Below are 25,269 nucleotides of genomic sequence, written 5' to 3'. Positions count from 1 at the left end.
CCGTGCGATCGCGCACAGCACCCGTTGTGCGCGAGACATGCTCATTTCCCACGACATATAAGGGAGTACTCGTGGAGACATTCTCCGAGACCCAGAACGACCAGGCCGAGACCTCGGCCCCTGCCGCTGACGCAGCGGCGACCGAGACCGCGGCCCCCCGCAAGCGTGCTCCGCGACGTGCGACGACGGCGACCGCTGCGGCCAAGGCCGCAGAGCCTGTCGAGTCCGCTCCGGCCGAGTCCGCTCCGGTCACGTCCGCGCCGGCCGGGGGCGACGCTCCGGCGTCGGATGCGGCTCCTGCCGCAGACGCGCCGAAGGCGAAGGCTCCGCGCCGCAGCCGCGCCAAGAAGGCGGATGCCGAGACCGCGCCCGCCGAGGCCGCGCCCGCCGAGGCCGAGGCAGCCGCACCGGCTTCCGAGGGCGCGGCGTCCGATGCCGCCGAGGGCCGTGCCGAGACCGCTCCGAAGTCAGGACGCGGACGCCGCACGAAGAAGGCCGACGCCGCGCCCGCCGAGGCCGCCTCCAGTGAGGCGAAGCCCGACGGCGCGAACTCCGGCGACGCCGCGTCGGGTGACGCCAAGTCCGGCGACGCCAAGTCCGGCGCCAAGCAGGAGTCCGGCGCCAAGCAGGAGTCCGCCGCCCCCGCGAAGGGCGAGGGGGACCAGGCCCAGAACGACAAGCAGAACGCCAGGAACGACGCCGGTGACAACGGCTCCGAGGCGGGCGATGGCGAGGAGGGTGCCGGCCGCGGCCGCAGCCGGAACCGCAGCCGCAGCCGAGGCCGCGGCGGAAACGGGCAGAACGCTCAGGACGGCCAGCAGAACGCCTCCTCCGACGACGACGGCAACGGCAACGGCCGTGGCCGCCAGCGCAACAAGCGCCGCGGCGGCGGAGCATCCGACGAGTTCGAGACCGAGATCGGCGAGGACGACGTCCTCATCCCGATCGCCGGAATCCTCGACGTGCTCGACAACTACGCGTTCGTCCGCACCACCGGCTACCTCGCCGGCACCAGCGACGTCTACGTCTCGCTCGGACAGGTGAAGAAGTACAACCTGCGCAAGGGCGACGCGATCGTCGGCGCCATCAAGCAGCCCCGCGAGGGCGAGCAGCAGGGACGCCAGAAGTACAACGCCCTCGTCAAGGTCGACTCGATCAACGGACTCTCGGTCGAGGACGCGGCGACCCGCGTCGAATTCGGCAAGCTCACACCGCTCTACCCGCAGGAGCGCCTGCGCCTGGAGACCGCACCCGAGAAGCTCACCCAGCGCATCATCGACCTCGTCGCGCCGATCGGCAAGGGCCAGCGCGGCCTGATCGTCGCGCCCCCGAAGGCGGGCAAGACGATCGTGCTGCAGCAGATCGCGAACGCGATCGCGCAGAACAACCCCGAGGTCCACCTCATGGTCGTTCTCGTCGACGAGCGTCCCGAAGAGGTCACCGACATGGAGCGCACCGTCAAGGGAGAGGTCATCGCCTCGACGTTCGACCGTCCGGCGGAGGACCACACCACGGTCGCCGAGCTCGCCATCGAGCGCGCCAAGCGCCTCGTCGAGCTCGGCCGCGACGTCGTCGTGCTGCTCGACTCGATCACGCGCCTCGGCCGTGCGTACAACCTCGCGGCTCCCGCGTCTGGGCGCGTTCTGAGCGGTGGTGTCGACGCTTCGGCGCTGTACCCGCCCAAGCGCTTCTTCGGCGCTGCTCGCAACATCGAGAACGGTGGTTCGCTCACCATCCTCGCCACGGCGCTCGTGGAGACCGGATCCAAGATGGACGAGGTCATCTTCGAGGAGTTCAAGGGCACCGGCAACAGCGAGCTGCGTCTGTCTCGCGCCCTCGCCGACAAGCGGATCTTCCCGGCCGTCGACGTCAACGCGTCGTCCACCCGCCGCGAGGAGATGCTGCTGTCGCAGGACGAGGTCAAGATCACCTGGAAGCTGCGTCGCGCCCTTGCGGGTCTGGACCCCCAGCAGGCCCTCGAGGTCGTGCTCGGCAAGCTCAAGGAGACGCAGTCCAACGTCGAGTTCCTCGTGCAGATGCAGAAGTCGATGCCCGCTCCCGTCGCCGGTGGCCACAGCCACGGGCACGAGAACAGCATCCGCTGATCCGAGCACCGCGTGTTCGAGTCCGTCCAGGCGCTGATCGACGAACACCGCCGGGTGCAGGAGGAGCTCTCCGACCCGGCGGTGCACGCCGACGCAGCCCGCGCGAAGCGCGTCAACAGGCGCTACGCGGAGCTGAGCCGCATCGTTGCTGCGCATGACGCGTGGATCGCGGCTGTCGACGACCTCGACGCGGCGCGCGAGCTCGCCAAGGACGATGACGCGTTCGCCGAGGAGATCCCGTCCCTCGAGGAGAACGTGCAGCAGACGCAGGAGCGCCTGCGCCGCCTGCTCATCCCGCGCGACCCCGACGACGCCCGCGACGTGATCATGGAGATCAAGGCGGGCGAGGGCGGCGCGGAGTCCGCGCTGTTCGCCGCCGACCTGCTGCGCATGTACACGCAGTACGCCGCGCACAAGGGCTGGAAGACCGAGCTCCTCGAGCGCAACGAATCCGATCTCGGCGGGTACAAAGACGTCCAGGTCGCGATCAAGGGCTCCTCGTCCGACCCCGCGCAGGGCGTGTGGGCGCACCTGAAGTACGAGGGCGGTGTGCACCGTGTGCAACGAGTGCCGGCGACCGAGTCGCAGGGCCGCATCCACACCTCCACGACCGGTGTGCTCGTCTTCCCCGAGGTCGACGAGCCCGAAGAACTGCAGATCGACCAGAACGACCTGAAGATCGACGTGTACCGCTCGTCGGGGCCCGGCGGTCAGTCCGTCAACACGACCGATTCCGCGGTGCGCATCACGCATGTGCCGACGGGCATCGTCGTCTCGATGCAGAACGAGAAGTCCCAGCTGCAGAACCGCGAGGCCGCCATGCGCGTGCTGCGCGCGCGTCTGCTCGCCAAGCAGCAGGAGGAGCTGGACGCCGCGGCATCCGACGCGCGCAAGTCGCAGATCCGCGGTATGGACCGCTCAGAGCGCATCCGCACCTACAACTTCCCGGAGAACCGGATCGCCGATCACCGGACCGGTTTCAAGGCGTACAACCTCGATCAGGTGATGGACGGCGCGCTCGATCCGATCATCGACAGCGCCATCACGGCAGACGAAGAGGCACGCCTGGCAGCGCTCGGCCAGGAGGACTGAAACGCCACGTCGCAGGGTCTCGGCTCCGTGGTGTGACCGGCTTCCTCTTCCGAAGTTTCCGCTCTCCTGCTGCCGAAGATCTTCCTCAAGAGCGGATCGCGCGAGACGAAGCGCGCACGCCGAGTCAGATCGCGTAGTCCGAGGCCAGACGCAGGTCGCTGAAATCGTCGTGCCCGCGGCGCCTGCGGGCACGTGCCGGAACGCCGGTGAGGATGCTCTCCTCGGGTGCGTCCTTGGTCACCACGGCATTCGCGCCGACGACGGTGTTCCGTCCCACCGTGATGGGCCCGAGGATCTTCGCCCCCGCGCCCACGACGACGCCGTCCGCAAGGGTCGGATGCCGCTTGCCCGTGTCGTCGCTCGTGCGGCCGCCGAGAGTGACCCCGTGGTAGAGCATCACGTCGTCGCCGACCTCTGCGGTCTCGCCGATCACCACGCCGGAGCCGTGGTCGATGAAGAAGCGCCGCCCGATCTTCGCTCCGGGGTGGATCTCGATCCCCGTCATCGCGCGGGCGAGCTGCGAGTTCGCCCGCGCGAGCAGACGCAGCCCTCGACGCCACAACGCGTGCGATGCACGATGCGCCCAGATGGCGTGCAGGCCGGGGTAGAGCAGCGCGACTTCGAGGCCTGTGCGCGCGGCGGGGTCGCGCAGCCGCGCAGCGGCGATGTCCTCGCGCACCCGCGAGATGGCGTTCATCGAGCGGCTCAGCTCTCGCGCAGATCCTCGAACAGCGCGGTCGAGATGTAGCGCTCACCGGTGTCTGGCATCACCACGACGATCGTCTTGCCCGTGTTCTCCGGTCGGGCGGCGACCTGGAGCGCCGCAGACAGCGCGGCACCGGACGACATGCCGACCAGCAGCCCCTCCTTCGCCGCGAGCTCGCGCGCCAGGCGGAGCGACTCGTCGAACTCCACGGCGATGACCTCGTCGAGGACCTCGCGATCGAGGACTCCGGGAACGAAGTTCGGACCGATGCCCTGGATCTTGTGCGGGCCGGGGTGGCCCTCGGTGAGGACGGGGGAGTCCTTGGGCTCCACGGCGATGACCTTCACCTCGGGCTTGGCCGCCTTGAGCGCCTGACCCGTGCCGGTCACGGTGCCGCCGGTGCCGACGCCCGCGACGAGGATGTCGACGCTCCCATCGGTGTCGCGCAGGATCTCCTGGGCGGTGGTCTCGCGGTGGATCTGCGGGTTCGCCGCGTTCTCGAACTGCTTGATCCAGACGGCTCCCGGCGTCTCGGCGACGATCCTCTTGGTCTCGTCGATCGCCCCGCTCATACCCTTCGTCGGGTCGGTGAGGACGATCTCCGCGCCGAACGCCTTCAGCAGCACGCGCCGCTCCTTCGACATGGATGCCGGCATCGTGAGGATGACCTTGTAACCGCGCGCCGCGCCGACCATGGCCAGGGCGATGCCGGTGTTGCCGCTGGTGGACTCCACGATCGTGCCGCCGGGCTGGAGCGCTCCGGCGGCCTCGGCCGCGTTGATCATCGCGATTCCGATGCGGTCCTTGACGCTGGATGCCGGGTTGTAGAACTCGAGCTTGGCGAGAACGGTCGCGCCGACGCCCTCGGTCACGCGGTTCAGGCGCACCAGAGGGGTGTTGCCGAAGGCGGTCGTGATGTCGTTGTGGATGCCGGGCATGGCTGACCTTTCGTTCGCGGAACGGGTGCCCTCACAGCCTATGCGAGCGGATACAGCACTGGGCCAATGTGACGATCGCGGCGGCGCGACGACGTACGCTGAAAGGATGCCGCAGACCACTCTCGCCGCCGCCGTCCGAGCCGCCGCCGAGCGTCTGTCCACCGCCGGCGTCCCCGACCCGCTCGTCGACGCGGAACTGCTCGTCGGCCACGTGCGCGGGCTCAGCCGCGGAGAGATCCAGGCGGCGATGGTCCGCGGCGACTCGCTGGACGATGCGGATGCCTCGGCGCTCGACGCTCTCGTCGACCGCCGAGCCGCACGGGAACCACTGCAGCATCTGACCGGCGTCGCTCCGTTCCGGCATCTCGAGCTCGCGGTCGGGCCGGGTGTCTTCGTCCCGCGCCCCGAGACCGAGATCGTCGCGCAGTTCGCGATCGACGCATTGGCGGCGGACGCCTCGGCCGAACCCGTCGCCGTCGACCTGTGCACCGGGAGCGGTGCGATCGCCCTCGCGATGGCGAGCGAGGTGCCGCACGCGCGGGTCTTCGCCGTGGAGCTGTCCCCGGACGCGCACGCGTGGGCGGCCCGCAACACCGCAGCTGCCGACAACCTCACCCTCGTGCTCGGCGACCTCGCCGACACCCTCGTCGAGCTCGACGGCACCGCATCGGTCGTCATCTCGAACCCGCCGTATGTTCCGGACGATGAGATCCCGCGCGACCCTGAGGTGCGGCTGCACGATCCGGCGCTCGCCCTCTACGGCGGCGCGGACGGGCTCGACGTCGTCCGCGTGCTGAGCACGCGTGCGCTGCGGCTGCTTCGGCAGGGCGGGCTGCTGGTGATCGAGCACGGCGAGCTCCAGGGGGCGCAGATCCGCGAGCTGCTCGAACGCGACGGCTGGCGGGCCCCGACCACGCACCGCGACCTGACGCAGCGCGATCGGGCGACCACGGCGCTGCGCCCCTGATGCCGGCACGGGGGACGGGCAGACCGAACCCGTAGACTATGGGGGTCATGTCCTCACTCTTCGACTGCGGCGACGAGGCTCAGCTGCTCGCCGGAATGCGTCACGCGCGCCAGGCGATCGCGCGCGGCGAGCTCATCGTGATGCCCACAGACACCGTCTACGGAATCGCAGCCGATGCGTTCACGCCGGCCGCGGTGCAGCGCCTTCTCGACGCGAAGGGCCGCGGACGCGACCAGCCGCCGCCCGTTCTGGTGTCCGGACAGTCCGCGCTGGCGGCCCTCGTCGAAGAGGTCCCCGAGCCCGTTCAGCGCCTCGTCGATGAGCTCTGGCCGGGCGGGCTCACGATCGTGCTGCCGGCGCAGCCGTCCCTGTCCTGGGACCTCGGCGACACTCTGGGTACCGTGGCCGTTCGCATGCCCGATCAGCGCGTCGCCCTGGAGCTGCTCGCCGAGACGGGGCCGCTCGCGGTCTCGAGCGCCAACCTCACGGGCAAGAGCGCGGCGGTGTCCGCCGAACAGGCGCGCGCCATGCTCGGCGACAGCGTCTCGGTCTACCTCGACGGCGGCACCAGCGAGACGGGCATCCCGTCCACGATCATCGACGCCACCACCCTCGTGCACCGTCGTGCAGACGACGCGGGCGAGCCCCGGGTGCGCATCCTGCGCGAAGGCGCCGTGACCCGGCGCCGACTCGAGAGCATCCTCGGCGAACTGCTCGAACCGCGGCTGTCGTCTGCGGACGCGGCGGACGGCACGGCGTGAAGCAGTACGTCTTCACGATCATCCTCACCGCGACGATCACGTTCATCGCGACGTGGGCGGTCTGGCAGCTGAGCCTGCGCTTCAAGCTCTACCCCGGCATCCGTGAACGCGACGTCCACACCACACCGACCCCGCGACTCGGGGGAGTGGCGATGTTCATCGGAATCGCCGCGGCGATCGGCGTCTCGGCGGCGAACCCCTTCTTCGCCATCATGTGGGTGCCGCCGCAGACGATGTGGGCGATCCTCGCCGCGGCACTCCTCATCGCGGTGATCGGGGTCATCGACGACCTGTGGGATCTGGACTGGATGATCAAGCTCGGCGCGCAGTTCCTCGCGGCCGGGATCATCACGGTCGTGGGCGGTCTGCAGATCCTGTCGCTGCCGCTCGGCGAGATGGTCATCGTCTCCAGCTGGCTGAGCATCGCGGTGACGATGGTCGCGATCGTCGTCGTCATGAACGCCGTGAACTTCATCGACGGCCTCGACGGGCTGGTCGCCGGCGTCTGCCTCATCGCGAACGGCGTCTTCTTCGCCTACTCGTTCATCCTCACACGCGACTCCGGCGCGTCGAGCTACTTCAACCTCGCCTCGTTCATCGCAGCCGTCCTCATCGGCGCGTGCATCGGCTTCCTGCCGCTGAACTGGAGCCCGGCGAAGCTGTTCATGGGGGACTCGGGCGCGCTCGTGATGGGGTTGCTCATGGCGACGTCGGCGATCGCGCTGACCGGCCAGATGTCCTCCGCTGCGATGAACCCGCAGGAGTTCGGGCGCTCGCAGCTGCTCGGCGCCTTCATCCCGATCCTGCTCCCGGTCGTCGTCGTCATGCTGCCGCTGCTGGACTTCGGCCTGGCCGTGTTCCGGCGGATGCGCGCCGGGAGATCGCCGTTCGCACCCGATCGCAAGCATCTGCATCACCGGATGCTCGACCTCGGCCACCGCGACCGCGATGCCGTGATCATCTTCTACGCCTGGACGGCAGTGATCTCGCTCGCCGTGCTCCTCATGTACGTCGGATCCCGCGAGGACTGGCCGGGCCAGTACCTCCCCGGAGTCGCGTTCGGCGTGATCGGCGCCGCCGCCTGCCTCGTCGTGACCCTTCTTCCCACCCACCGTGCGCCCGCCGCGCACGCGCCAGCCCCCGACGAACCCGCGCCGCCCGCCGCATCCATGGAGACCCGATGAGCGACATCCCCGCACAGCCCACCGCCCCGGCCATCAACCCGGTCCTGCGCACCGTCCTGCTCTGGACGGGGATCGCCGCCGTCGTTCTCATCGTGCTGGGCGGAGGCATCGGGTTCCTCGTCGCCGGCACGGACGGCCTGTGGAGCGGGCTCGCAGGAGTGGGCCTCGCGGTCGTCTTCCTCGCACTCACGCCGGTCAGCGTCCTCATCGCGAACCGCTTCTACGGCCGCGAGATGTTCGCGACGGTGTTCTTCGGCATCGTGATGGGCGGGTGGCTGCTCAAGCTCGTCATCTTCATCGTCGCCATCGTCATCCTGCGCGGGCAGAGCTGGGTCGTCCCCGGCGTCATCTTCGGATCGCTCGTGGCCGGCATCATCGTGAGCCTCGTGATCGACGCCGTCGCGTTCAGCCGGCTGCGGGTGCCGCACGTATCGGACATCGAGCTGCCGACGCGTGACCCCGAGGCCCGCGAGGATTCGTGAGCCTGAAAAAATCTTGATAGTCTGAATCCGGGTTCGCTGAGCGACTTCCTGCGTCGTGCGAGAAATCCCGACTCAGCTCGAATCCCTCACCAAATCTTCGCGCCGATCCTGATCGGTGCCCAGAAGCTGGAGCAACGTTGACTCACGCCGGGAGCCTCCTCGTCCGATTCGCATCGGATGAATTCCATCCACCGTCCATCGCGGAGTTCTTCCCGGAGATCCTGTTCCAGATCGGCCCGCTCGCGGTCCACCGCATTCACCTGGTGCAGTTCCTCGCCACGATCGTCGTCGTGCTCATCCTCTGGCTCGGCACGCGCAGGCTCAAGCTCGTCCCCGGCCGCGGCCAGGCGCTGCTCGAGATGGGTTTCGATCTCGTCCGCGTGAACATCGCGCACGACATGATCGGCAAGAAGGACGGCGACCGGTTCCTGCCGTTGCTGACCACCATCTTCTTCATGGTGCTGTTCTTCAACATCACCGGTGTCATCCCGTTCCTGAACATCGCAGGTACCAGCATCATCGCCGTGCCGCTGCTGCTCGCTGTGATCTCCTACGTCACGTTCATCTACGCCGGTGTCCGAAAGAGCCCGTGGGGCTTCATCCGCAACTCGCTCTTCCCCCCTGGGGTTCCGCCGGCGCTGTACATCATCGTCGCCCCGCTCGAGTTCATCTCGACCTTCATCGTCCGCCCGGTCACTCTGACCCTGCGACTTCTGATGAACATGATGGTCGGCCACCTCATGCTGGTGCTCTTCTTCGCAGCGACCCAGTTCTTCATCTTCTCGATGGGCGGATTCTGGACGGTGCTGGGCGCGGGAACGCTCGCCTTCGGCTTCGCCTTCACGGCCTTCGAGATCCTGGTGGCCTTCCTCCAGGCGTACGTCTTCACCATCCTCACCGCGGTCTACATCCAGCTCGCAGTCGCGGACGAACACTAAACACAGCTAACGGGGAGCCCCGGCTCCCCAACAATGAAAGGAAGATCCAGTGGATCCCATCTCTGTTCTCGCCCAGATCAACGTCGACATCACCGGCTCGATCGCGAACGTCGGCTACGGCCTTGCAGCAATCGGCCCGGCCATCGGTGTGGGTATCGTCGTCGGCAAGACGATCGAGGGCATCGCTCGTCAGCCTGAGCTGTCCGGCAAGCTCCAGGGCACCATGTGGATCGGTATCGCCTTCACCGAGGCCCTCGCGTTCGTCGGCATCGGCGTCGCCTTCCTCTTCGGCTACTGATCCCTCCCACCACACGTAAGGAGACAGGATGCTGAACGCTCTTGTCACGCTCGCAGCCGAGGAGGCGGAGCACAATCCGCTTCTGCCGGCGATGTACGACATCGTCTGGTCAGCGGTCTGCTTCGTCATCATCCTGCTCGTGGCGTGGAAGGTCGCACTTCCGAACGTGGCGAAGATGCTCGACGAGCGCTCCGCCGCGATCGAGGGCAACATCGCCAAGGCCGATGAGGCGCAGAAGCAGGCTGAGGCGGCTCTCGAGGAGTACACCCGCCAGCTCGCCGAGGCGCGCGCCGAGGCCGGTCAGATCCGCGAGTCGGCCCGTGAGGACGGCAAGAAGATCATCGCCGAGGCCAAGGAGACCGCGACCGTCGAGGCCGCGCGCATCACCGCGGCGGCGCAGGCCCAGATCGAGGCCGAGCGTCAGTCGACGCTCGTCGCCCTGCGGTCCGAGGTCGGCACGCTGGCGATCGACCTCGCCGGTAGCGTCGTGGGGGAGACCCTCTCCGACGACGCTCGTGCCACCGCGGTCGTCGACCGTTTCCTCGCGGACCTCGAAGCGTCCGAGAAGGCGGCCAAGTAATGGGCAGCGCGACCACTCAGGCGCTTGCGGCTTCGACGGCGGCTCTCGCTCAGGCGAAGGGCGTCACCCTCGACACGGCCGGTGAACTGTTCACCGCGGCGCGCCTCGTGGGCGAATCCGGTCAGCTGAGCGGCGCGCTTGCCGACCCCGCTGCTCCGGAGGGACTGCGAGAGAAGCTCGTCGCGTCCGTGTTCGCCAGCATGTCGGACACCACGAGGCAGCTGCTCACGACCGCCGCAGGACAGCGCTGGTCCGATGCCGACGGCCTCGTCGACGGCATCGAGGAACTCGCCATCCGAGCAACAGCAATCGCCGCGCCGAGCGACGACATCGAGGGCGAGCTGTTCTCGTTCCTCCGCGTCATCGCCGGCAACGCCGAGCTCGAGCTCGCACTGGGCGGACGCCTCGGCGACAACGAGGCGAAGGGCGCTCTCGTCGAGAAGCTGCTCGGCGGCACGGCGAGTGCACCGACGGTTCTCATCGTGTCGTCGCTGGTTCGTCAGCCCCGCGGCCGGCGCGTGCGCCAGATCCTGAACCGTGCGATGAAGATCGTGTCGGCGCAGGGCGGCCGCATCGTCGCCACCGTGAACACGGCAGCCCCGCTGTCGGCAGCGCAGCGCACCCGACTCGGTGATGCACTGGCTGCACGTTATGACGGTCAGGTCTCGATCAACGAAGTGATCGACCCCACCGTCGTGGGCGGACTGCGTGTGCAGGTCGCCGACGACGTCATCGACGGCAGCATCTCCGCGCGGCTCGCCGATCTTCGACAGAAGCTCGCGGGCTAATACGACTTCGCGCGGGGAACCGCGCACCCAGATACAAAGGGAAGACAATGGCAGAACTTTCGATCAGCCCCGACGTCATCCGTGACGCGCTGAAGGACTTCGCCGCTGCGTACGAGCCCTCGGGCGCGGTAGCGACCGAGGTCGGCACCGTCGTGGACGCTGCGGACGGCATCGCCCACATCGAGGGCCTGCCCGGTGTCATGGCGAACGAGCTCCTCACGTTCGCCAATGGAACGCAGGGCCTCGCACTGAACCTCGACGAGCACGAGATCGGCACTGTCGTCCTCGGCGACTTCTCCGGTGTTCAAGCCGGTCAGGAAGTCCGCCGCACGGGCGAGGTCCTCTCGGTCGCCGTCGGCGACGGCTACCTCGGCCGCGTCGTCGACCCGCTCGGCAACCCGATCGACGGTCTCGGCGAGATCGCGTCGGAGGGCCGCCGCGAGCTCGAGCTGCAGGCGCCCGGCGTCATGCAGCGCAAGAGCGTGCACGAGCCGATGCAGACCGGTATCAAGGCCATCGACGCCATGATCCCCGTCGGCCGCGGCCAGCGCCAGCTCATCATCGGCGACCGCCAGACCGGCAAGACGGCCATCGCGATCGACACGATCATCAACCAGAAGGCCAACTGGGAGTCGGGCGACGTCAGCAAGCAGGTCCGCTGCATCTACGTCGCCATCGGTCAGAAGGGCTCGACGATCGCCTCCGTCAAGGGCGCGCTCGAAGAGGCCGGCGCGATGGAGTACACCACCATCGTCGCGGCTCCGGCATCCGACCCTGCCGGCTTCAAGTACATCGCCCCCTACACGGGCTCCGCGATCGGCCAGCACTGGATGTACGGCGGCAAGCACGTCCTGATCATCTTCGACGACCTGTCGAAGCAGGCCGAGGCGTACCGCGCCGTCTCCCTTCTCCTGCGCCGACCGCCGGGGCGCGAGGCCTACCCGGGCGACGTCTTCTACCTGCACTCGCGTCTGCTCGAGCGCTGCGCGAAGCTGTCCGACGAGCTCGGCGCCGGCTCGATGACGGGTCTGCCCATCATCGAGACCAAGGCGAACGACGTCTCGGCGTACATCCCGACCAACGTGATCTCGATCACCGATGGCCAGATCTTCCTGCAGTCCGACCTCTTCAACGCCAACCAGCGTCCCGCTGTCGACGTGGGAATCTCGGTCTCGCGAGTCGGTGGTGACGCTCAGGTGAAGAGCATCAAGAAGGTCTCCGGAACGTTGAAGCTCGAGCTCGCGCAGTACCGCTCGCTCGAGGCCTTCGCGATGTTCGCGAGCGACCTCGATGCGGCATCGCGTCGTCAGCTCGACCGCGGTGCTCGCCTGACCGAGCTGCTCAAGCAGCCGCAGTACTCGCCGTACCCGGTCGAGGACCAGGTCGTCTCGATCTGGGCCGGCACCAACGGCAAGCTCGACACGATCGAGGTCGCAGACGTCCTGCGCTTCGAGCGCGAGCTGCTCGACCACCTGCGTCGCAACACCAAGGTGCTCGACACGCTGCGTGAGACCAACGTCCTCGACGACGACACCGTCGCCGAGCTGGAGAAGCAGGTCGACGCCTTCATCCTCGAGTTCCAGGGCGGCAAGGGCCAGTCCATCGGTGCCCCTGGCAGTGAGGAGCACGCCGCTCAGGACGTCGACGACGTGAACCAGGAGAAGATCGTCAAGGGTCGTCGCGCGTAATCGCGTGAGGTACTGAACCATGGGCGCTCAACTCCGGGTCTACAAGCAGAAGATCTCTTCTGCTCAGACGACCAAGAAGATCACGAAGGCGATGGAACTCATCGCGGCTTCGCGCATCCAGAAGGCGATGGCGCGCGTGCGCGCGTCCTCGCCCTTCGCGCGGGCCGTGACGCAGGCCGTGTCCGCCGTCGCGACGTACTCGAACGTCGATCACCCGCTCACCCGTGAGCCCGAGACGATCCGCCGCTCCGCGGTCGTGATCTTCTCGTCGGACCGCGGTCTCGCCGGAGCCTTCAACTCGCAGATCCTCCGCGAGGCGATGGAGCTCGGCGAGCTCGTCCGTTCGCAGGGCTCGGAGCCGGTGTACTACCTGGTCGGCCGCAAGGCCGTCGGGTACTTCCAGTTCCGCGGCATCCAGGCGGCGGCCGAGTGGACCGGTGACACCGACACCCCGCAGTTCAAGACCGCGGAGGAGATCTCGGCCACGCTGCTCGAGGCCTTCAACCGCGGTGGTGCGGACGGCGGCGTCGACGAGCTTCACCTCGTCTACAACCGGTTCGTCAGCATGATGACGCAGTCGCCCGAGACGGTGCGCCTGCTTCCGCTCGAGATCGTCGAGAACGAGGCATCCGCCGAGAACACCGGAGCGGTCTACCCGCTCTACGAGTTCGAGCCGGACGCCGAGACCGTCCTCGATGCGATCCTGCCGGTCTACATCCAGAGCCGGGTCTTCAACGCCCTGCTGCAGTCGTCGGCCGCCAAGCAGGCCGCGACGCAGAAGGCGATGAAGTCCGCCAGCGACAACGCCGACAAGCTCATCACCGACTACACCCGTCTGCGCAACAACGCGCGTCAGGCGGAGATCACGCAGCAGATCGCAGAGATCGTCGGCGGCGCCGACGCCCTCGCGTCGAGCAAATAGACCCTCAAGAAAGAGACGAAGATATGACCCCCACCGCCACAGCTGAGGCTGGGACCGCGGTCGTCGGGCGCGTCGCACGCGTCACGGGCCCGGTCGTCGACATCGAGTTCCCGCACGACTCGATCCCCGACATCTACAACGCCCTGAAGACGACGATCACGATCGGCGAGGAGTCCACCGAGATCACGCTCGAGGTCGCGCAGCACCTCGGCGACGACCTCATCCGCGCCATCGCCCTCAAGCCCACCGACGGCATCGTCCGAGGCCAGGAGGTGCGCGACACCGGTGAGGCGATCTCCGTCCCCGTCGGCGACGTCACCAAGGGCAAGGTCTTCAACGTGATCGGCGAAGTCCTCAACGCCGAGCCCGGCGAGCAGATCGAGATCACCGAGCGCTGGCCGATCCACCGCTCAGCCCCCAATTTCGACCAGCTCGAGTCGAAGACCACGATGTTCGAGACCGGCATCAAGTCGATCGACCTCCTCACCCCGTACGTCCAGGGTGGAAAGATCGGCCTGTTCGGCGGCGCCGGCGTCGGCAAGACCGTCCTCATCCAGGAGATGATCCAGCGCGTGGCACAGGACCACGGCGGTGTCTCCGTGTTCGCCGGTGTCGGCGAGCGCACCCGTGAGGGCAACGACCTCATCGGCGAGATGGAGGAGGCGGGCGTCTTCGACAAGACCGCCCTCGTCTTCGGCCAGATGGACGAGCCCCCGGGGACGCGTCTGCGCGTCGCTCTGTCGGCTCTGACGATGGCGGAATACTTCCGCGACGTGCAGAAGCAGGACGTGCTGTTGTTCATCGACAACATCTTCCGCTTCACGCAGGCCGGTTCCGAGGTCTCCACGCTGCTGGGCCGCATGCCCTCGGCGGTGGGCTACCAGCCGAACCTCGCCGACGAGATGGGCCTCCTCCAGGAGCGCATCACCTCGACCCGCGGTCACTCGATCACCTCGCTGCAGGCGATCTACGTTCCCGCCGACGACTACACCGACCCGGCTCCGGCCACCACCTTCGCGCACCTCGACGCGACGACTGAGCTCAGCCGTGAGATCGCGTCGAAGGGTCTGTACCCGGCCATCGACCCGCTGACCTCGACGTCGCGCATCATGGACCCCCGCTACTTGGGCGAGGACCACTACCGCGTGGCCACCACGGTCAAGCAGATCCTCCAGAAGAACAAGGAGCTGCAGGAGATCATCGCGATCCTCGGTGTCGACGAGCTCTCCGAGGAGGACAAGATCGTCGTGTCGCGTGCACGTCGCATCCAGCAGTTCCTCTCGCAGAACACCTACATGGCGAAGAAGTTCACCGGTGTCGAGGGTTCGACGGTTCCGCTGAAGGAGACCATCGAGTCGTTCGACGCGATCGCCAAGGGCGAGTTCGACCACGTGGCCGAGCAGGCCTTCTTCAACGTCGGTGCGATCTCCGACGTCGAAGAGAAGTGGGCGCAGATCCAGAAGGAGAACGGCTGATCATGGCATTGCAGGTCAGCCTCGTCTCCGCGGATGCGGAGGTCTGGACGGGGGAGGCGACGCTCGTCGTCGCCAAGACCGTCGAGGGCGAGATCGGCATCATGGCCGGCCACGAGCCGATCCTCGCGATCCTCGCCGAGGGCGAGGTGCGCATCACCCGCGCCGACGGCAGCAAGGTCCTCGCCAATGCGCAGGACGGGTTCCTCTCCATGGAGGGCGACCAGCTGACGATCGTCGCCGGCAACGCGGCGCTCATCGCCTGAAAGACGCATCGAGAACGCGCCCGGCCGTCATCTGACGGCGGGCGCGTTCTGGCCTGTTCGCACATCCATGAAGATCCTTCTCCCTCCTTCTGAGACCAAGCGCCCAGGTGGGCGCTCGCGCCCGCTGCGCATCGAGGGCCTCGCGCTCCCCGCGCTCGCACCGCAGCGCGAGGCGGTCGTCGATGCTCTCACGGCCCTGTCCGCCGACCCGGCCCACGCGCAGCACGTGCTGAAGCTCAGCGACCGTCAGCTCGGCGACATCGAACACAACCGGATGCTGCGCGAGGCGGCGACCATGCCTGCGATCGACCGCTACACCGGAGTGCTCTACGACGCCCTGGACGCCGCGACCCTCGGGGCAGCGTCCAGGCGGTGGCTGGGATCGCACGTCTGGGTGCACGCAGCGGCCTTCGGACCAGTCGGTGCGCTGGACGGCATCCCCGCGTACCGGCTGGCTGCCGGGACATCCCTTCCCGGGGTTCCGCCGCTTCGCCGGCACTGGGCGGATGCGGTGACCGCTGCCATCGCGGATGAGGAGCCGTCGTTCGTGCTGGACCTGCGCAGCGAGGCGTACGTCGCGCTCGGACCCGTGCCCGCGTCGGTGTCCTCCGCGTATGTGCGCGTCGTCACCGACCAGGGCCGCGCGCTCAACCACTTCAACAAGAAGTCCAAGGGCGAGCTCGTCCGAGCGCTTGCCGAGGACCGCCCGCGCGTGCGCTCACTCGACGGTCTGCGCGCATGGGCATCCGGCCTCGGCATCGAGTTGCGTGATGCGGCCGAGCACGCAGTCGTGGAACTCGTCGTCGCATCCTGAGACGGGCAGCGTGTGTCTGTTGCTGCGGGCGCCGGTCACGCTAGTGTGTTTCACGCGATGCGGAATGCGTCGTTCACTACGGAGGGCTCATGAACTCTTACTACAACTACGACACTGCCGCGGGGCTTCTCTCGAGCCTCATCTTCTTCGTGTTCTCTGCAGCAGGTTACGTGCTCTACTCGTTCTTTTACATGAAGATCTTCGAGAAGGCTGGCGTGCAGGGAAAATGGCGGGCGTGGGTGCCCGTGTACCGAGAGCTGATCTTCCTGAAGCTGGGCGATCTCAGTCCTTGGTTGTACCTGTACTTGGTCGGCGCGTTCCTTCTGGGCGTCATCATTCCGTTCTTGGGATGGTTCCTGTTGCTTCCGCTGGCAGGTCTGGCGTATCGCGTCGTCACCGCGCTCGCTGCTTATCGCATCGGACAGAAGCTGCAGAAGGAGGGCGCGTGGGTAGTGCTCTATATCTTCGTGGACATCGTATGGCTCGGCATCATGGCGTTCGACAAGTCGCGCTGGAACGCCCAGATCGCGCCGGCTCCGTGGGCCGGGAACAGCTTCTTGGCCGACCGCACGGTGTGGGAGGGCGTCCCCGTCCAGCCGTCCGCGGCAGCCGCACCCGGCGCCGCACCCGGATACGGTGCTCCGCAGGGGTACCAGCAGCCCGGCGGCTACCCGCAGCAGCAGCCCGCACCGGGCTACCAGCAGCCGGGCTACCAGCCTCCTGCCGCTCCCGCCACGCCTCCCGCTGCGCCCGGCGCACCCACGCCGCCGCCGGCGGCGCCCAGTGCACCTCCGGCGGCGCCCACCACGCCTCCGACCACTCCGCCGCCTGCGGCACCCCCGGCTCCGCCCGCGGATCCGAACCAGCCGCCGGCCTGACCGGTTGACGAGGACCCTCGAGGAATCGGGGGTCCTTCGTCATGCGGGAGCCGCGGCTCCGATAACGTAGACATATGGCCAACGACGCCTCGATGAACCCGGAGGATCCTCTTGTCTGAGACGACCACGCACACGCACAGCGTCGCCGTCGCAGATGAAGACGAGATCACCCTGACCTGGGCGGGCGCGACCGACACCGGTCGGCGCCGTGACAACAACCAGGATGCGTTCCTCGCCGAGTTCCCGTTGTTCGTCGTCGCCGACGGCATGGGCGGCCACGCCGGTGGCGAGATCGCGAGTCAGAGCACGATCGCCCGGCTGCAGGACGTGGTCGACTCCGGCTCGGTGACGACGGATGCGATCGAGCGCGCCCTGAAGGACGCCGTGGACGACATCGCAGCCCACCCCGATACGACTGACGAGGGCACCGGGACGACGCTCACCGGAGTGTTCTTCGATCTCGCCGACGGCGATCCGCGCTGGGTGTCGCTCAACATCGGCGACTCCCGCGTCTACCTGTTCCGCGACCAGCGCCTGGTGCAGGTCACGACGGATCACTCGGTGGTGCAGGAGCTCATCTCCTCGGGCCGGCTCAGTCCCGAAGAGGCGGAGGGGCACCCGTACAGCAACGTGATCACCCGCGCGGTCGGTGCGAGCGAGCTGACCCCGCCCGACTACCTCGGCATCGAGGTCATCGACGGCGACCGGTTCGTCGTGTGCTCGGACGGACTCACCAAGGAGCTCACCGACTACGGCATCCAGCACTTCCTGCGCGAGAACGAGGACCCGGGGGCGGCGGTCGACGCGATGCTCGCGGCCGCGCTCGAGAACGGCGGTCGCGACAACGTCACGCTCATCGTCGTGAAGGTCGCGCGCACGGGGCACGACCCCGAGGCCGAGACGGCGACGTCCAAGATCGACACGATCGACTCGTCCTCCACATCGGACGAAGCCGCCGAATAGTCCGGATCGCTGTGGACAACGGCATCCGGTCGCCGCGGAACCTCTGAAATAGGGGGATGGATGTCGAACCCCTGACGCTCCCGGCCGCGGCCGAGGAGCCCCGTCGCCAACCGGTGCCGATCCTCGCTGCCGTGGTGCCGATCGCTGCGGGCATCGTCCTGTGGCTCGTCACAGGGTCGATCCTCTCGCTGTGCTTCGCGGCGCTCGGGCCGCTGATGATCGGCGCTTCGCTGCTGGACGGCGTCCGGACGCGCCGCCGCGGACGCGCGGCGGCCGCCGCGACGGAGCAGGAGGGCTGGGCGAAGGCCGAACAGGAGCTGCAGCGAAGGCATGCGCGAGAGCGGAGGGCCCTGCGACAGACCAACCCCGACGCTGCCGCGGCCGTTCAGGAGCCGCCGCTGCGCGACCTGGCGCCGATCGACGAGACGACGCCGATCGTGATCGGCTCCGGCGATCGGCGCAGCGCCCTGCGGGTGACCGGAGACGAGGACCGTGCGCGGGCATTCCGCGAGCGCGCCGCGGTGCTCGCCGACGCCCCGATCGTCGTCCCGATGGGCAGAGGCGTGTGCCTGCGCGGTCCGCTCCCGTCGACGGCGGCTGCGGCGCGTGCGCTCGTCGTGCAGCTGTGCCTGCAGCATGCGCCGTCGCAGCTCGCGATCTCCGGCGCCGGCCTCGAACGGCTGGGGCTCGCCGCGTTCCCGCATGCGCGTCCGCCGAAGAGAGGCGCGTGGCGACTCGCCGTCGTCGTCGGCGACGATCCGGCACCGGATGCCGCCGCGCAGATCCGTCTGCGTTCCGTCGGCGGCGACGTGCCGGAGGGGATCACGACGGTCGTCGACTGCATCGAGCCGTCGCGGTCGCGGCTGCGCACCGGCGAAGGGACGGATGACGTAGCCGTCGAATGCCTCTCGCGCCCGCAGGCGGAGGCGATTGCGCGAGCCAGCGCGGACCGCGAGGGCGATGCCGCTCAGCTGCCGGATCTCATCGGGCTCGGCGACCTCGCCCGTCGCCCGTCCGGGCCCGGTCTCGATGCGGTGATCGGTCAGTCCGAGGGCGGCGAGGTGAGCCTGGATCTCGTCGAGGACGGACCGCACGCGATCGTCACGGGAACGACCGGATCCGGGAAGAGCGAGCTTCTCGTCACGTGGATCACCGCGATCGCACAGAGCCACGCGCCGGAGCACGTCGCGTTCGTCCTCGCCGACTTCAAGGGCGGGACTGCGTTCGACCCGTTGCGCGAACTGCCGCACGTCACCGCTGTCATGACGGATCTCGACGATGACGGCGCACGGCGCGGCGTGCAGAGCCTGACCGCGGAGCTGCGGCGCCGTGAGACGGTGCTCGCCGGACTCGGCGCGCGCAGCATCGCCGAGTCCGAGGGGCGCCTGGGCCGGCTCGTGATCGTCGTCGATGAGTTCGCCGCCCTGCTGCAGGAGCATCCAGACCTCGCCGTGGTCTTCACCGACATCGCCGCGCGCGGTCGCGCACTGGGCATGCATCTCATCCTCGGCACGCAGCGCGCTTCGGGAGTGATCCGCGACGCGCTCGCTGCGAACTGCCCGCTGCGGGTGAGTCTGCGGGTGACGGATGCCGCGGACAGCAGGCTCGTCATCGGATCGGACGATGCGGCAGAGCTCCCCGGAGGAGCCGCGTCTCGCGGGCTCGCGCTGGTGCGCAGACCGCAGGATGCCGCGGCGACGACCATGCGCGTCGCGCTCACCGGCGTGGCGGACCTGCGTGGGGCGGCATCGCAGTGGGCGGGGTCCGTCGCCCCGGCCAGTCCGTGGCTGCCGCCGCTGCCGCACGCACTGGCGCTCGCCGAGCTCGCCGGGCGGTACCGGGATCAGACGGACCAGGGGAGTGTTGTTCTCGGACTCGGCGACGAGCCGGAGCGGCAGCGTCAGCAGCTGGTGACGCTGCAACCCGGAGCAGATCGGGGCATCGCCGTCGTCGGCGGGAGCGGGTCCGGGCGGACGACCGCCTTGCGCGTGCTCTCATCCCAGGTGGAACACGCCTTCTGGATTCCCGCCGACCCCGAACGCGCCTGGGACGCCGTGGACGAGCTGGCCTCGGGCAGGGTCGTCCCGCGACTCGTCCTGTGCGACGACCTCGATCAGCTGATCGCCGCTCTTCCCACAGACCATGCCATGGCTCTCGTCGCACGCCTCGAGGCGCTCATCCGATCCGGTGCGGCGCGCGGTTCGACGTTCGTGGTATCGGCCGGGCGCGTCTCCGGGCAGCTGTCGCGCGTCCTCGAGGCCCTCCCGCAGCGCATGCTGCTGCGGACGGGCACGAAGCTCGAGCACCTCGCCCTGGGCGGCGAGAACGACGGATATCTGCGCAATCGCCGGCCGGGACGCGCGCGGATCGGCGACATCGAGGTCCAGGTGGCATGGACGGATGCCGAGCTCTCGCAGAACACGTCGGAACCGCCGACATGGCGACCCTCCGAGCGGCCGGTCGGCGTCGTGGTCACCGGCGTGCGCCGTGCAGTCGAGGCTCTCCGCGCCGCCCACCCGGACCGGGAGATCGTCCCGGTCGGAGATCATGCACCGGACCCGACCGCAACGCGGATCCTGGTGGGCGACGCGGAGAGCTGGCAGCGGCAGTGGTCGCTGTGGCAGCGGATCCGCACGGACGGCGAGATGCTCGTCCTCGCGGAGTGTTCGGCCGAGCTGCGCTCACTGGCCGGATGCCGCGAACTGCCGCCCTACGCCCTCACACACCGCGGACGGGCGTGGAGCATCCGGGACGGCGGGGCTCCGGAGCGTGTCGTCATCCGCGACCTCGACCCGACTCGCGGCGGCCGGCTCGCGTGAGCGTCACCGCGTCAGAGCACGGAGCCCAGTGGCTGCGACGACAGACCGTGCGCCACGGCGACGCCCTCGTTCACCACGGCGCCGGCGGCCACGTTCAGACCGGCGGCGAGAGCCGCATCGGCGCCGAGCGCGTTGCGCCATCCCTGTGCGGCGATCCTGCGCACGTAGGGCATCGTCGCGTTCGTGAGCGCCGAGGTCGACGTGTTGGGCACGGCGCCCGGCATGTTCGCGACGCAGTAGAACACCGTGTCGTGCACCGCGAAGGTCGGGTCGGCATGCGTCGTCGGGTGCGTGTCCTCGAAGCATCCGCCCTGGTCGACCGCGATGTCCACGAGCACGCTGCCCGGACGCATCTGCGCGACCATCTCGTTCGTGACGAGCTTCGGGGCGCGGGCACCGGGGATCAGCACGGACCCGATGACAAGGTCGGAGCCCACAACGGCGCGGCGCAGATCGAGCGGGTTGGACGCCGCGGTCTTGACCCGCCCGGCGAAGTGATCGTCCAGCATGCGCAGACGGGGGATGTTCGTGTCGAAGACCGTCACGTCCGCACCCATCCCGCTGGCGATGACCGCCGCGTTCGCACCCGCGACGCCGCCGCCGATCACCGTGACGGTCGCAGGCCTGGTACCGGGCACGCCCGACATCAGCAGACCGAGCCCGCCGTTCGAGCGCATCAGCGTGTTCGCGCCGACCAGAGGAGCCAGGCGTCCGGCGACCTCGCTCATCGGTGCCAGCAGCGGCAGCGAGCCGTTCGGCAGCTGTACGGTCTCGTAGGCGATCGCGGTGATGCCGCTGGCGATGAGACGGTCGGTCAGCGGCCGGTCGGCTGCGAGATGAAGGTATGTGAAGAGCGTCAGATCGTCGCGGAAGTAGGCGTACTCGCTCTCGATCGGCTCCTTGACCTTGAGCAGCAGCTCGGCGCGGTCCCAGACCTCGGCGGCGTCGTCCAGCAGCGTGGCGCCGGCCTCGGCGTACTCCGCATCGGGCATGGAGGAGCCGATCCCGGCTCCTGACTGCACGAAGACCTCGTGGCCCTCGCTGACCAGGTCGTGCACTCCCGATGGGGTCAGCGCGACGCGGTACTCGTTGTTCTTGATCTCTGTGGGGACGCTGATCCTCATCGCGATCTCCTCTCCACCCCCTCCTCGTCGAGGGGATCGTACGGCCCAGGGTCAGGGCATCAGATTTCGGCGCCGGGACGGATCATCCCGACGTCGCTCCCACCGCCGAGCACGGCGAGGGGAAGTGCGTGAACGAGTCCTGCGACATCCGCGGGCTCGAGAGCGCCGGCACGCACGAGCAGCGTCGCCGCGACCACGGTCGACGCGCGCGCCGCGCCGTCGAGCATCTTGACCGCGACGGTCGCGCCGCCGGGAGCGACCATGACCATGACACCCTCGGCGCCGCCCTTGGCGAACACTCCGAGGCGTTCGATCGCGATCGTGTCAGGGCGACCAGGGCCCTCGATCGTCCACGGATGCTCCTTGACCGCTCGCACGAGCGAGCCGGCGACGCGGTGCAGCGCGAACGGGGAGCGCTCGGATGCGGTGCCGATGCGGTGGATGCCGCGGGCGAGGCCCGTCAACGTGATGGCGTGCACGGGCGCCCCGCATCCGTCGATCGCGGTGTGCGCGATCCGCTCTCCGGTGAGACGCTCGACGACCTCGCGGATGTGCCCCTGCAGCGGATGGGCGGGATCGAGGTACCCGTCGGTCGGCCAACCGGTCGCAACGCAGGCGCGCAGCATCGCAGCGTGCTTGCCCGAGCAGTTCATGCGGATCCGGCTGGGCGCTCCGTGCTCGCGGACGATCTCGTCGCGCGTCGCGGTGTCGCCGGGCCAGGACGGCGGGCACGCCAGATCGTCCTCGGTCAGGCCGCCGGCGGCGAGGATCTCGCGGATCGCGTCTGCGTGCCGGTCGGTGCCGTTGTGGCTCGCCGTGGCGAGCGCCAGCTGCTCGCCCTCGAGCTCGGCGCCGGCCGTGACGCAGGCCACCGCCTGCATCGGCTTCAGGCTCGAGCGGGGGAGGAACAGCGCGTCGGGGTTCCCGATCCGCCGGAGGACCTCGCCGTCGGGCGACAGCACGATCGCGGCCCCGGCGTGCCGGGACTCGACGAACCCGCTGCGTTCGACGACGGCGAGTTCAACGGCATCCGCAACGGTCAGAGTCTCCAGCACGCCCCCAGCCTATCCGCCCTGTCTGCGCGCCGCCGCGTGCGGCATGCGAGACTGGCGCCATGACTCTCGGTGAACACCGTTACGCGCTCACGGCGACATGGGAGGGCAATCTCGGGTCGGGCACCAGCGGGTACCGCGAGTACTCGCGGGATGTGACGCTCTCCGTCGAGGGCAAGCCCGATGTCCTGGCATCCGCCGACAAGCCGTTCCGCGGCGACCGCGCCCGCTGGAACCCCGAGGACCTGCTGCTGGCGGCCCTGTCGGAGTGCCACCTGCTGTCGTACCTGCACGCCTGCGTCACCGTGGGCGTCGTCGTCGTCTCATACCGTGATTCCGCCACCGGCGTCATGACGGAGGACGGTCGCAGCGGCGGGGCCTTCACGGACGTGCTTCTGCGACCCGAGGTCGTCGTGGCGGAGCCGTCGATGATCGAGCGCGCCGAGCACGCGCACGCCGAGGCGCATCGCATGTGCTTCATCGCGAACTCGGTGAACTTCCCCGTGCGTCACCAGGCGACCGTCACCTCGCTCTGAGGGGCCCGCCCGGCAGCGCGTCAGCGGCGCTCGTGAGGGAGCGCCTGCTTGATCTTCTCGATCGGGGTGTGCGCCGGCGGCTCGTTGTACACGCCCGCGAGCTCCTGCTCGCTGAGCGCGTGGATGCCGGCCATGATCTCGTCCGTCGCCAGACGCCGGGCCTTGCCGCTGCTGGCGGGGCCGTGCACCGAAACGTCGATCGGGTCGCCGAAGCGCACGGTCACCCGCTCCTTGATCGAGGGGAGTTTCGCGCCCTTGGGCATGACCTTGTCCGTTCCGATGAGGCCGACCGGAACGACCGGTGCACCCGTCTGGAGGGCGAGGAAGGCGACACCGGTGCGTCCCTTGTACAGGCGTCCGTCGGTCGATCGGGTGCCCTCGGGGTACAGGGCGACGGCGAGGCCCTCGTCGAGCAGCTGTCGCTGCTGGTCCAGGGCGTCCAGCGCGGCCTGCCCGGCTCCGCGCCGGACCGGGATGGCGCCGATGGCCTGGAAGAAGTTCTTCTTGGCCGCCCCCGCGACGCCGGGCCCCTCGAAGTACGACGACTTGGCAAGGAAGTGGACCGGGCGGGGAGCTGCGACGGGGATCGCGACCGAGTCGATGAAAGAGAGGTGGTTGCTGGCGAAGATCACCGGGCCGTCGGCGGGAACCTTCTCGCGGCCCTCGATGCGCGGGCGGTAGATCAGGCGTGCGAGCGGGCCGATGACGGCGCGGCCCAGCGCGTAGGTGAACCCTGCTCTGCGCGGTGCTGCGGCGTCGTCCGTCGTGTCTGCGGCGGGTGCCTCGGGTTTCGACGCGGGGATGCCGGACTGCGCAGAGGTCATCAGATCAGGCTACTCGGCGATGCATGCCGGTCCGGGAATGCCGACGCGGTGCATCCCGTACAGCGGGAGCAAAGGCGTGTGGGGCAAGATGGTCTGGTTCCCTTTCTCGATCCGAGGTATCACTGTGCGCACTCGCCCGCTCATCGCCCTGTCCACCATGGCCGCCGCAGCCGTCCTGCTCGTCGGGTGCACGGGAGTCGAGGGCTCGACGGGCGATGACGCCGAATCGACGTCGGGCGAGCTCTGCTCGGCGACGATCGCCTCCGGGCCGGCCTCCGAGAGCGTCACCGTCGACGGCGACTTCGGGACGGCATCGACGGCATCGTTCGAGCTCGAGCAGCAGGTCGACGAGGCGCAGCGCACGGTGCTCACGGAGGGCGATGGCGAGGAGATCGCCGACGGCGACTACGTGCAGTACGCGCTGAGCGCCTTCGACGGCGATTCGGGCGAACGGCTCGGCGACGCCGGGTACACCGAGGGCGAGCTCCTTCCCGTCGAGCTGACCGCCGACGTCCCGATGGGACAGCTGATCGGATGCGCGACCGTCGGGTCGCGACTGTCGATCGTGTTCCCGACGACGGATGACGCTGCGGCGCAGTACTACATCCTCGACGTCCTCGACGTCGTCCCCACCGCGGCGTGGGGCGAGCCGCAGGAGCCCACCGCAGGCATGCCTGCCGTCACGCTCGACGACGACGGTGCGCCGTCCGTCGAGATCCCCGATGCGGATGCCCCGACCGAGGTGCAGATCTCGGTGCTCAAGGAGGGCGACGGCATCGAGGTCGGCGAGGGCGACACCACCCTTCTGCAGTACCACGGCGTCAGCTGGAATTCGGGTGAGGTGTTCGACTCCTCGTGGGCGAACGGCGCGCCGATCAGCAGCGAGGGCAACGGCTACGTGCCCGGGTTCGTGCAGGCGCTGCAGGGTCAGAAGGTCGGTTCGCAGGTGCTCGTCGTGATTCCGCCCGCACAGGCGTACGGCGAGGGCGAGATCAACGACGACGACCTGGTCGGTCAGACGCTCGTCTTCGTGATCGACATCCTCGCCACGATGCACCCCGCCAGCTCGTGA

General features: G+C 68.8%; 25 protein-coding genes. 20 read left to right on the top strand and 5 right to left on the bottom strand.

All coding sequences use genetic code 11. The features are described 5' to 3' along the window. The first annotated feature begins 71 nt into the window (after positions 1-71). Positions 72-2,105 (top strand): transcription termination factor Rho, encoded by a 2,034-nt coding sequence (gene rho / locus KEC56_RS06925; protein WP_227530349.1) that lies wholly within the window; start codon positions 72-74, stop codon positions 2,103-2,105. A gap of 12 nt (positions 2,106-2,117) precedes the next feature. Beyond that, positions 2,118-3,197 (top strand): peptide chain release factor 1, encoded by a 1,080-nt coding sequence (gene prfA / locus KEC56_RS06920; RefSeq protein ID WP_175986009.1) that lies wholly within the window; start codon positions 2,118-2,120, stop codon positions 3,195-3,197. 124 nt (positions 3,198-3,321) lie between these two features. On the opposite strand, the gene epsC is transcribed toward prfA, so the two are convergent. Further along, positions 3,322-3,894 carry a serine O-acetyltransferase EpsC gene (gene epsC, locus KEC56_RS06915; protein ID WP_175986010.1) on the bottom strand — a complete coding sequence of 191 codons (573 nt, stop codon included), beginning with the start codon at positions 3,892-3,894 and terminating at the stop codon, positions 3,322-3,324. Between the two features lie 8 nt (positions 3,895-3,902). Further along, positions 3,903-4,841 (bottom strand): cysteine synthase A, encoded by a 939-nt coding sequence (gene cysK / locus KEC56_RS06910; protein ID WP_175986011.1) that lies wholly within the window; start codon positions 4,839-4,841, stop codon positions 3,903-3,905. A 106-nt stretch (positions 4,842-4,947) separates the two neighbouring features. On the opposite strand from cysK, the gene prmC reads away from it, so the two are divergent. From prmC to KEC56_RS06830, 16 genes are all read left to right on the top strand, one after another. Next, positions 4,948-5,808, top strand: coding sequence for a peptide chain release factor N(5)-glutamine methyltransferase (gene prmC / locus KEC56_RS06905; protein ID WP_227530348.1), 861 nt, complete (start codon positions 4,948-4,950; stop codon positions 5,806-5,808). Between the two features lie 47 nt (positions 5,809-5,855). After that, positions 5,856-6,569 carry an L-threonylcarbamoyladenylate synthase gene (locus tag KEC56_RS06900; protein WP_175986013.1) on the top strand — a complete coding sequence of 238 codons (714 nt, stop codon included), beginning with the start codon at positions 5,856-5,858 and terminating at the stop codon, positions 6,567-6,569. Next, positions 6,566-7,753, top strand: coding sequence for an MraY family glycosyltransferase (locus tag KEC56_RS06895; RefSeq protein WP_175986014.1), 1,188 nt, complete (start codon positions 6,566-6,568; stop codon positions 7,751-7,753). The genes KEC56_RS06900 and KEC56_RS06895 overlap by 4 nt, the downstream gene beginning before the upstream one ends. Then, the gene (locus KEC56_RS06890) at positions 7,750-8,235 is read left to right on the top strand and encodes a Cg1360 family ATP-synthase-associated protein (RefSeq protein WP_175986015.1); all 486 of its coding nucleotides are present in this window, start codon (positions 7,750-7,752) and stop codon (positions 8,233-8,235) included. The genes KEC56_RS06895 and KEC56_RS06890 overlap by 4 nt, the downstream gene beginning before the upstream one ends. Before the next feature lie 137 nt (positions 8,236-8,372). Continuing rightward, positions 8,373-9,173 (top strand): F0F1 ATP synthase subunit A, encoded by an 801-nt coding sequence (gene atpB / locus KEC56_RS06885; RefSeq protein ID WP_175986016.1) that lies wholly within the window; start codon positions 8,373-8,375, stop codon positions 9,171-9,173. Between the two features lie 49 nt (positions 9,174-9,222). Beyond that, a complete protein-coding gene (gene atpE / locus KEC56_RS06880) occupies positions 9,223-9,471 on the top strand; it encodes a F0F1 ATP synthase subunit C (RefSeq protein ID WP_147037730.1) in 249 nt (82 codons plus the stop codon). 28 nt (positions 9,472-9,499) lie between these two features. Next, the gene (locus KEC56_RS06875; RefSeq protein WP_227530347.1) at positions 9,500-10,051 is read left to right on the top strand and encodes a F0F1 ATP synthase subunit B; all 552 of its coding nucleotides are present in this window, start codon (positions 9,500-9,502) and stop codon (positions 10,049-10,051) included. After that, complete coding sequence (locus tag KEC56_RS06870; RefSeq protein WP_175986018.1) at positions 10,051-10,839, top strand: F0F1 ATP synthase subunit delta; 789 nt, start codon at positions 10,051-10,053, stop codon at positions 10,837-10,839. Before KEC56_RS06875 ends, KEC56_RS06870 begins: the two co-directional genes overlap by 1 nt. A 47-nt stretch (positions 10,840-10,886) precedes the next feature. After that, on the top strand, positions 10,887-12,527 hold the full coding sequence (gene atpA, locus KEC56_RS06865) for a F0F1 ATP synthase subunit alpha (protein ID WP_175986019.1): 1,641 nt from the start codon (positions 10,887-10,889) through the stop codon (positions 12,525-12,527). 19 nt (positions 12,528-12,546) lie between these two features. Then, on the top strand, positions 12,547-13,449 hold the full coding sequence (locus KEC56_RS06860; RefSeq protein ID WP_175986020.1) for a F0F1 ATP synthase subunit gamma: 903 nt from the start codon (positions 12,547-12,549) through the stop codon (positions 13,447-13,449). A gap of 23 nt (positions 13,450-13,472) precedes the next feature. Next, positions 13,473-14,924, top strand: a complete 1,452-nt coding sequence (atpD, locus tag KEC56_RS06855; RefSeq protein ID WP_175986021.1) for a F0F1 ATP synthase subunit beta — start codon at positions 13,473-13,475, stop codon at positions 14,922-14,924. Between the two features lie 2 nt (positions 14,925-14,926). After that, the gene (locus tag KEC56_RS06850) at positions 14,927-15,187 is read left to right on the top strand and encodes a F0F1 ATP synthase subunit epsilon (protein WP_175986022.1); all 261 of its coding nucleotides are present in this window, start codon (positions 14,927-14,929) and stop codon (positions 15,185-15,187) included. Positions 15,188-15,254: 67 nt separating this feature from the next. Further along, positions 15,255-16,001 carry a YaaA family protein gene (locus KEC56_RS06845; RefSeq protein WP_227530346.1) on the top strand — a complete coding sequence of 249 codons (747 nt, stop codon included), beginning with the start codon at positions 15,255-15,257 and terminating at the stop codon, positions 15,999-16,001. An 89-nt stretch (positions 16,002-16,090) separates the two neighbouring features. Further along, positions 16,091-16,879 carry a DUF5684 domain-containing protein gene (locus KEC56_RS06840; protein WP_227530345.1) on the top strand — a complete coding sequence of 263 codons (789 nt, stop codon included), beginning with the start codon at positions 16,091-16,093 and terminating at the stop codon, positions 16,877-16,879. Between the two features lie 111 nt (positions 16,880-16,990). Next, a complete protein-coding gene (locus KEC56_RS06835) occupies positions 16,991-17,842 on the top strand; it encodes a PP2C family protein-serine/threonine phosphatase (protein WP_227530344.1) in 852 nt (283 codons plus the stop codon). A 56-nt stretch (positions 17,843-17,898) separates the two neighbouring features. Next, the gene (locus KEC56_RS06830) at positions 17,899-20,661 is read left to right on the top strand and encodes an FtsK/SpoIIIE domain-containing protein (RefSeq protein ID WP_227530343.1); all 2,763 of its coding nucleotides are present in this window, start codon (positions 17,899-17,901) and stop codon (positions 20,659-20,661) included. 11 nt (positions 20,662-20,672) lie between these two features. Here KEC56_RS06830 and ald read toward each other — a convergent pair whose 3' ends face one another. Beyond that, a complete protein-coding gene (ald, locus tag KEC56_RS06825; RefSeq protein WP_227530342.1) occupies positions 20,673-21,785 on the bottom strand; it encodes an alanine dehydrogenase in 1,113 nt (370 codons plus the stop codon). A 59-nt stretch (positions 21,786-21,844) separates the two neighbouring features. Beyond that, the gene (locus KEC56_RS06820; protein WP_227530341.1) at positions 21,845-22,840 is read right to left on the bottom strand and encodes an asparaginase; all 996 of its coding nucleotides are present in this window, start codon (positions 22,838-22,840) and stop codon (positions 21,845-21,847) included. A 59-nt stretch (positions 22,841-22,899) separates the two neighbouring features. Here KEC56_RS06820 and KEC56_RS06815 point away from each other — a divergent pair, with 59 nt between their 5' ends. Beyond that, positions 22,900-23,373, top strand: a complete 474-nt coding sequence (locus KEC56_RS06815; protein WP_227530340.1) for an OsmC family protein — start codon at positions 22,900-22,902, stop codon at positions 23,371-23,373. Positions 23,374-23,393: 20 nt separating this feature from the next. Here KEC56_RS06815 and KEC56_RS06810 read toward each other — a convergent pair whose 3' ends face one another. Then, positions 23,394-24,197, bottom strand: a complete 804-nt coding sequence (locus tag KEC56_RS06810; protein WP_227530339.1) for a lysophospholipid acyltransferase family protein — start codon at positions 24,195-24,197, stop codon at positions 23,394-23,396. Between the two features lie 124 nt (positions 24,198-24,321). Here KEC56_RS06810 and KEC56_RS06805 point away from each other — a divergent pair, with 124 nt between their 5' ends. Continuing rightward, positions 24,322-25,269, top strand: a complete 948-nt coding sequence (locus KEC56_RS06805) for an FKBP-type peptidyl-prolyl cis-trans isomerase (protein WP_175986158.1) — start codon at positions 24,322-24,324, stop codon at positions 25,267-25,269.

Source organism: Microbacterium tenebrionis, from assembly GCF_020682665.1.
Classification (GTDB): Bacteria; Actinomycetota; Actinomycetes; order Actinomycetales; family Microbacteriaceae; genus Microbacterium; species Microbacterium tenebrionis.
The sequence above is the reverse complement of the archived record's forward strand: the minus strand, read 5'-3'. Positions and strand labels throughout refer to the sequence as shown.

Bases quoted from the DNA above. Each gene is read 5' to 3' on its own strand.
- epsC (WP_175986010.1), bottom strand. From the start codon at position 3,894: ATGAACGCCATCTCGCGGGTGCGCGAGGACATCGCCGCTGCGCGGCTG.
- cysK (WP_175986011.1), bottom strand. From the start codon at position 4,841: ATGCCCGGCATCCACAACGACATCACGACCGCCTTCGGCAACACCCCT.
- prmC (WP_227530348.1), top strand. From the start codon at position 4,948: ATGCCGCAGACCACTCTCGCCGCCGCCGTCCGAGCCGCCGCCGAGCGT.
- KEC56_RS06900 (WP_175986013.1), top strand. From the start codon at position 5,856: ATGTCCTCACTCTTCGACTGCGGCGACGAGGCTCAGCTGCTCGCCGGA.
- KEC56_RS06890 (WP_175986015.1), top strand. From the start codon at position 7,750: ATGAGCGACATCCCCGCACAGCCCACCGCCCCGGCCATCAACCCGGTC.
- KEC56_RS06875 (WP_227530347.1), top strand. From the start codon at position 9,500: ATGCTGAACGCTCTTGTCACGCTCGCAGCCGAGGAGGCGGAGCACAAT.
- KEC56_RS06870 (WP_175986018.1), top strand. From the start codon at position 10,051: ATGGGCAGCGCGACCACTCAGGCGCTTGCGGCTTCGACGGCGGCTCTC.
- atpA (WP_175986019.1), top strand. From the start codon at position 10,887: ATGGCAGAACTTTCGATCAGCCCCGACGTCATCCGTGACGCGCTGAAG.
- KEC56_RS06860 (WP_175986020.1), top strand. From the start codon at position 12,547: ATGGGCGCTCAACTCCGGGTCTACAAGCAGAAGATCTCTTCTGCTCAG.
- atpD (WP_175986021.1), top strand. From the start codon at position 13,473: ATGACCCCCACCGCCACAGCTGAGGCTGGGACCGCGGTCGTCGGGCGC.
- KEC56_RS06850 (WP_175986022.1), top strand. From the start codon at position 14,927: ATGGCATTGCAGGTCAGCCTCGTCTCCGCGGATGCGGAGGTCTGGACG.
- KEC56_RS06845 (WP_227530346.1), top strand. From the start codon at position 15,255: ATGAAGATCCTTCTCCCTCCTTCTGAGACCAAGCGCCCAGGTGGGCGC.
- KEC56_RS06840 (WP_227530345.1), top strand. From the start codon at position 16,091: ATGAACTCTTACTACAACTACGACACTGCCGCGGGGCTTCTCTCGAGC.
- KEC56_RS06830 (WP_227530343.1), top strand. From the start codon at position 17,899: ATGGATGTCGAACCCCTGACGCTCCCGGCCGCGGCCGAGGAGCCCCGT.
- ald (WP_227530342.1), bottom strand. From the start codon at position 21,785: ATGAGGATCAGCGTCCCCACAGAGATCAAGAACAACGAGTACCGCGTC.
- KEC56_RS06815 (WP_227530340.1), top strand. From the start codon at position 22,900: ATGACTCTCGGTGAACACCGTTACGCGCTCACGGCGACATGGGAGGGC.
- KEC56_RS06810 (WP_227530339.1), bottom strand. From the start codon at position 24,197: ATGACCTCTGCGCAGTCCGGCATCCCCGCGTCGAAACCCGAGGCACCC.